The following is a 4,707-nucleotide window of genomic DNA, read 5'->3' on the forward strand; positions in this document are numbered from 1 at the left end:
AAGGACAACTGGTCGGGCAACGCCACCGAGTAGTCAGCTGCGCCGGGCGAGTCTCGCTTCGAGGTTCGCCCTGACCGCAGGCCATTCCGGCTCGATGATCGAGAACTCGACGCTGTCGCGCAGCGCGCCGTTGCGGTAGCGGCTCATCGCGCGCATGACGCCGTCCTGCTTCGCGCCCAGTCGCTCGATCGCGGCACGCGACTGGAAGTTGACCCACTGGGTGGTCAGCCCCACGCGGAAGACGCCGAGGTCTTCGAACGCGTGGCGCAGCAGCAGCAGCTTCGACTCGGCGTTGGTTCCCGTGCCATGGGCCGACGGGCGGTTCCAGGTGTACCCGATATGCAGTCGCGGCACGTCGGCATCGAGGTCGTAGTACGACGTGAGCCCGAGGATGCGACCTGAGGCGTCGAACGCGGTAAAGGGGATCATGCCGCCGCTCTCGATCAGGCCGATGCGCCGGTCGATCTCGGTGGCCAGGCCCTCGGGGGAGGGTACCGAGGTGTACCAGGCGTGCTTCCACAGATCTCCTTCGCTGAGTGCGTCGAGGAGTCCGTCGTGGTGCGAGGTCTCGAGGGGGCGCAGCTCGACGAGACGGCCTGACAGCGTGATCGGGGCGGGAGGGGTGCGGAAGGTCATGCAGTCATTCAATCAGCGCGCGGCCGCCCCTCTGTCATCTCACGCGCTCACGCTGCGGTGCGCCCACTGACCACGGCCGAGACGGGCATCGACGTACGTCGCGTCGCCGATCCGGCGGAGCAGCCGTTGGTACGCGGTGACGATCTCGATCGTCACGCCGAGCTCGAAAGCGAGGCTCGCCGGGTGGGTGCCCCTCGCCGCCTCGGCGTCGGCATACTCCGCGGGCGAGATCAGCAGGCGTGCGGCCCACTCGTCGGCGCGGCGCTCCTGGCGGCGGCGGGTCACGGGGTCGCTCGTCGGCGTGTGCCCGAGCACAGCATGCGCCAATTCGTGAGCGAGCACGCTGCAGGTCGTGCGTCGGCTCAGACCCGGCGCGACCCGGATCGTGCGGGTCTGGGGCTCGTACCCGCCGTACGAGACGCCCGGTCGCTCGACCAGACGCAGCCCGTTCTCATCGATCAGGCGGAGGAGGCGCTCCATGGCCCTCCTCGGGATGGGTCGTCAGTCGTAGAGGTCGTCGGTGTCGCGGCCGTGCGCGAGGGGCGAGTCGAAGGCCACCTCGGACTCATCTTGGCGGTGGCTGCGGACATCGGTGCGACGGGGGAGCTCTGTGATGGTGGCCGTGCGGCGACCGCCCTCGGCTCCGAGACGTTCTTCGGCACGACGGAAGATGAGATGAGGGGCGACATCGACCGACAGGCCGACGTCGTAGACCACGGGCACCGGGATGGCGCGCTTGCCGTTGACGTAGTTGTCGAGGGCGCTGCGCGCGATCCCGATCTCGCGTGCCATCGCGGCGATGCTGCTGCCCGCTGCTGCGATCTCGGCCCGGAGCTGGCGCCCCACGGCTGCGTTGAACTGGTCGCCCGGTGTCTTCACGTGAGTCACGATAGCACTGGGATGAACCCAGGATGCCGTCATACTGGTGCGTTCGGACCTTGTCCGACCACGGGTGCGGCGATACTGTCGATGAGTGACGACAGAAGTGCGACGTGTGGTGGCAGTGACGGTGGCGTCCGAACTCGTGCGTGCGGGGCAGACGACGCTCTGGCTCGCGGAGCGATCAGGGATCGCCCACCCGGCGCTGCAGAAGAAGCTCGCCATGAAGGTCGACTTCACCGTCGCAGATCTGGCCGACATCGCGGCGGCCCTCGACATCGCCGTCACGCGACTCACCCCTACATCGGACGAGAGGTGACCGCTAGCGTGGGGGAATGAAGACCATTCCGTTCGGATCCGCCACCGCCCCCGCCGTCGTCGCCGGAATGATGCGCATCGATGACAAGGATGACGCTCAGATCCGCGAACTCTACGACACCGCCCGCGGTGCGGGGGTCGACTTCTTCGATCACGCCGACATCTACGGCGGCAGCATGCACTTCTGCGAGGGGCGCTTCGCCGATGCCCTCACGCTCTCCGCTGCCGAGCGGGACGAGATCGTCCTGCAGACCAAGTGCGGCATCAACCCGGCGGAGGGGTCGTTCGACTTCTCGTACGAGCACATCCTGCGGCAGGTCGACGGATCGCTGACGGCCCGGCGCACGGATCGCATCGACGTTCTGCTGCTGCACCGCCCCGATGCGCTGGTCGAACCGGACGAGGTCGCTCGTGCCTTCGACGAGCTCGAAGCCGCGGGCAAGGTGCGCGCCTTCGGCGTCTCGAACCACACTCCGCGTCAGATCGACCTGCTGCGCACGGCCGTGACCCAGCCGCTGGTCGCCAACCAGCTGCAGCTGTCGATCACGCATGCGCCGATCATCGCGCAGCCCGTGGCCGCGAACATGGCAGGGGAAGACCAGAGCGTCGTCCGCGACGGCGGTGGCATCGTCGAGTACTGCCGCATCAACGGGATAACGATCCAGGCATGGTCGCCCTTCCAGGGCGGATTCTTCACGGGAGTGTTCCTGGGCAACCCCGAGTACGCCGAGCTCAACGAGGTGATCGACCGGCTCGCGGCATCGTACGGTGTGGCCCCGATCGCCATCGCGACGGCGTGGATCACCCGTCATCCCGCGAAGATGCAGGTGGTGCTGGGAACGACGACGCCTCAGCGCGTGCAGGATGCGGCGGCGGGCGCCGACATAGAGCTCACCCGCGCGGAATGGTACGAGCTGTTCCGGGCGGCCGGCCACCTCCTGCCCTGACGAGGACACGCCGCGCCGACGTCGTCTACCCTGAACACATGCCGTTCCTGTTCTCGCTCCTGATCATCGCGCTGATGGTCGGCGCCCTGGTCGACATCATCAAGCGCGACGACTCGCAGGTCAGGTTCCTGCCGAAGATGGCCTGGATCATCATCGTCATCCTGCTGCCCCTGATCGGCAGTCTGCTGTGGTTCGCGATCGGGCGCGAGTACTCCGAAGCCGGTCTGCGCATCCCGCGGATGCGCCCGGCAGCCCGTCCGGCGGCACGACGGCCCGAACCGAATCCCGTTCCGCCGAGCGACACCCGGAGCACCGAGCAGCAGATCGCCGACCTCGATCGCGAGATCGAGGAATGGCGTCTGCGCCAGGAGGTCGAGAAGCGTCGACGCGAGAGCGGTGACACCTCGACGGGGTCGGAGTCCGCGGCGAGCTAGGTGCGTCGCGCTAGGCCGCGCGCCGCAGGTCGAAGGATTCCCGGACGGCGTCCTCGAGCTTCGAGTAGGCGAACTCGAAACCCGCGAGCGTGAGCTTCTCGGGGATGACCCACCGGCTCTTCAGGATCAGCTCGGTCTCGGTGCGCATGCCCATGGCTCCGATCTCGAGCATCCACCGGGGCAAGGGCGGGCCGAAGCCGGCTCCGAGGAGGCGGCGGACGACGGCCATGAACTCGGCGTTGTCGGAGGGATTCGGCGAAGAGGCGTTGACGGGACCCTCGAGCGACGGCGTCTGCTCGAGGAAGTCGATGATGCGGGCGACGTCTTCGACGTGCACCCAGCTGAAGCGCTGACGACCTCGTCGGGCGCCGGGAGAGTGCCCGGTTCCCGCAGCGCGGCGAGCGGGAGTGATCGGCCACCGGCCGTCGTGCTGCGAGCCGCCCAGGCCCCGCCGTGCGAGAGTGCGGATGGGGCCGAGCACTCCGCCGTGTCCGAGCACGATGGCGCTGCGCAGAGCCACCCTGCGGGTCTGCGGCAGATCGTCGGCGAAGAGCGCCCGCTCCCATGCTCTGGCCACTTCGACCGAGAATCCTCTGCCGATCTCGCCCGAGGATTCGGTCATGGGGCGATCTTCGGCGTGGCGGTAGATCGTGGCCGTCGACGAGTTCACCCAGAGCGGAGGCGGGTTCGTCGCGGTGGCGATCGCTGTGCTGAGGGATGCGGTGGTGTCGAGGCGGGAGCGGAAGATGGCTGCCCGGTTCTCGGCGGTGTAGCGGCAGTTCACGCTCTTGCCCGCCAGCCCGATCACGAGCGAGGCGCCGTCGACCGCAGAGTCGATGGCCCGCTGGTCGCCCCACGAGATATCGGCATCCGTGCGGGAGATCGTGATGACCTCTCTGCCCGCCGAGCGCAGGCGCGGGATCAGATATTGACCCATGAACCCGGTGGAGCCGCCGATGACGACGGGACCCGCAGGCGCGGGCATGGCATCGGTCACGGTGTCTCGCTCTCGATCGCGTAGTCGAAGAAGCCGGTGTACTCGTAGACGCGGCCGAGCAGCGGGGCGTCGATCGTCATCTTCACGTGGTGCTGCTCGCGCTCGTGGTCCCACCGCTCGACCAGGGCGATGCGCGGTCGCAGGAATGCGGGGGCTGCGATGCGCAGCGGCCCCAGTCGCAGGCCGACGCGGCGGATGCTGAGCACCACCGCTTCATCTCGGACGGAGATGTCGAAGGTGGTGACCACGGTGCGATGCGGGCCGATCTCGTTGCGGAGGATCTGATTCGCGCCGAGCACGACCGTGTCGGGCATCACCCAGGTGCGCCCGGGAAGATCGAAATGCCTCACGGCCACAGCGGTGCCGTCGATCGTGCGGTTCTCGATCCGGAACGGCACGTCGTGCTCGTAGCCGGCGAATGCGACGCCGAGGGCTTCGGCGATCCGGAACACGGGCCACAGCCAGCGGTGGCGGGAGCCCGCCGTCGTGAACACAC

Annotated in this window: 8 protein-coding genes; 3 read left to right on the top strand and 5 right to left on the bottom strand. The window is 68.2% G+C overall.

Features of this window, described 5'->3' with window-relative positions; genetic code table 11:
- Nucleotides 1-33: 33 nt before the first annotated feature.
- The 3 genes from J7E68_RS13540 to J7E68_RS13550 are packed head-to-tail and all read right to left on the bottom strand — an operon-like array spanning nt 34 to nt 1,515.
- Nucleotides 34-636 carry a GNAT family N-acetyltransferase gene (locus tag J7E68_RS13540; protein WP_215173403.1) on the bottom strand — a complete coding sequence of 201 codons (603 nt, stop codon included), beginning with the start codon at nt 634-636 and terminating at the stop codon, nt 34-36.
- A gap of 39 nt (nt 637-675) precedes the next feature.
- Nucleotides 676-1,116, bottom strand: a complete 441-nt coding sequence (locus J7E68_RS13545; RefSeq protein WP_215173405.1) for an ImmA/IrrE family metallo-endopeptidase — start codon at nt 1,114-1,116, stop codon at nt 676-678.
- A 21-nt stretch (nt 1,117-1,137) separates the two neighbouring features.
- Nucleotides 1,138-1,515, bottom strand: coding sequence for an XRE family transcriptional regulator (locus J7E68_RS13550; RefSeq protein WP_311416938.1), 378 nt, complete (start codon nt 1,513-1,515; stop codon nt 1,138-1,140).
- A gap of 94 nt (nt 1,516-1,609) precedes the next feature.
- Between J7E68_RS13550 and J7E68_RS13555 the strand changes: the two genes are divergently transcribed.
- Genes J7E68_RS13555 through J7E68_RS13565 form a run of 3 tightly spaced genes read left to right on the top strand, consistent with a single transcriptional unit; the run spans nt 1,610 to nt 3,214 of the window.
- A complete protein-coding gene (locus J7E68_RS13555) occupies nt 1,610-1,834 on the top strand; it encodes an XRE family transcriptional regulator (protein WP_251048978.1) in 225 nt (74 codons plus the stop codon).
- A gap of 16 nt (nt 1,835-1,850) precedes the next feature.
- Nucleotides 1,851-2,780, top strand: coding sequence for an aldo/keto reductase family oxidoreductase (locus J7E68_RS13560; RefSeq protein WP_215173408.1), 930 nt, complete (start codon nt 1,851-1,853; stop codon nt 2,778-2,780).
- A 38-nt stretch (nt 2,781-2,818) separates the two neighbouring features.
- On the top strand, nt 2,819-3,214 hold the full coding sequence (locus J7E68_RS13565; protein WP_215173410.1) for a PLDc N-terminal domain-containing protein: 396 nt from the start codon (nt 2,819-2,821) through the stop codon (nt 3,212-3,214).
- 10 nt (nt 3,215-3,224) lie between these two features.
- Here the strand turns inward: J7E68_RS13565 and J7E68_RS13570 are convergent, their stop codons facing one another.
- Both J7E68_RS13570 and J7E68_RS13575 read right to left on the bottom strand, forming a co-directional pair.
- On the bottom strand, nt 3,225-4,199 hold the full coding sequence (locus J7E68_RS13570; RefSeq protein ID WP_215173420.1) for an epimerase: 975 nt from the start codon (nt 4,197-4,199) through the stop codon (nt 3,225-3,227).
- An 8-nt stretch (nt 4,200-4,207) separates the two neighbouring features.
- A partial coding sequence (locus J7E68_RS13575; RefSeq protein WP_215173412.1) for a DUF4166 domain-containing protein occupies nt 4,208-4,707 on the bottom strand: 500 nt, incomplete at its 5' end.

It is taken from the genome of Microbacterium sp. ISL-103 (assembly GCF_018613995.1).
Lineage (GTDB): Bacteria > Actinomycetota > Actinomycetes > Actinomycetales > Microbacteriaceae > Microbacterium.

Coding starts and splice junctions, on each gene's coding strand:
- J7E68_RS13540 (WP_215173403.1), bottom strand. CDS start 636: ATGACCTTCCGCACCCCTCCCGCCCCGATCACGCTGTCAGGCCGTCTC.
- J7E68_RS13545 (WP_215173405.1), bottom strand. CDS start 1,116: ATGGAGCGCCTCCTCCGCCTGATCGATGAGAACGGGCTGCGTCTGGTC.
- J7E68_RS13560 (WP_215173408.1), top strand. CDS start 1,851: ATGAAGACCATTCCGTTCGGATCCGCCACCGCCCCCGCCGTCGTCGCC.
- J7E68_RS13565 (WP_215173410.1), top strand. CDS start 2,819: ATGCCGTTCCTGTTCTCGCTCCTGATCATCGCGCTGATGGTCGGCGCC.
- J7E68_RS13570 (WP_215173420.1), bottom strand. CDS start 4,199: ATGCCCGCGCCTGCGGGTCCCGTCGTCATCGGCGGCTCCACCGGGTTC.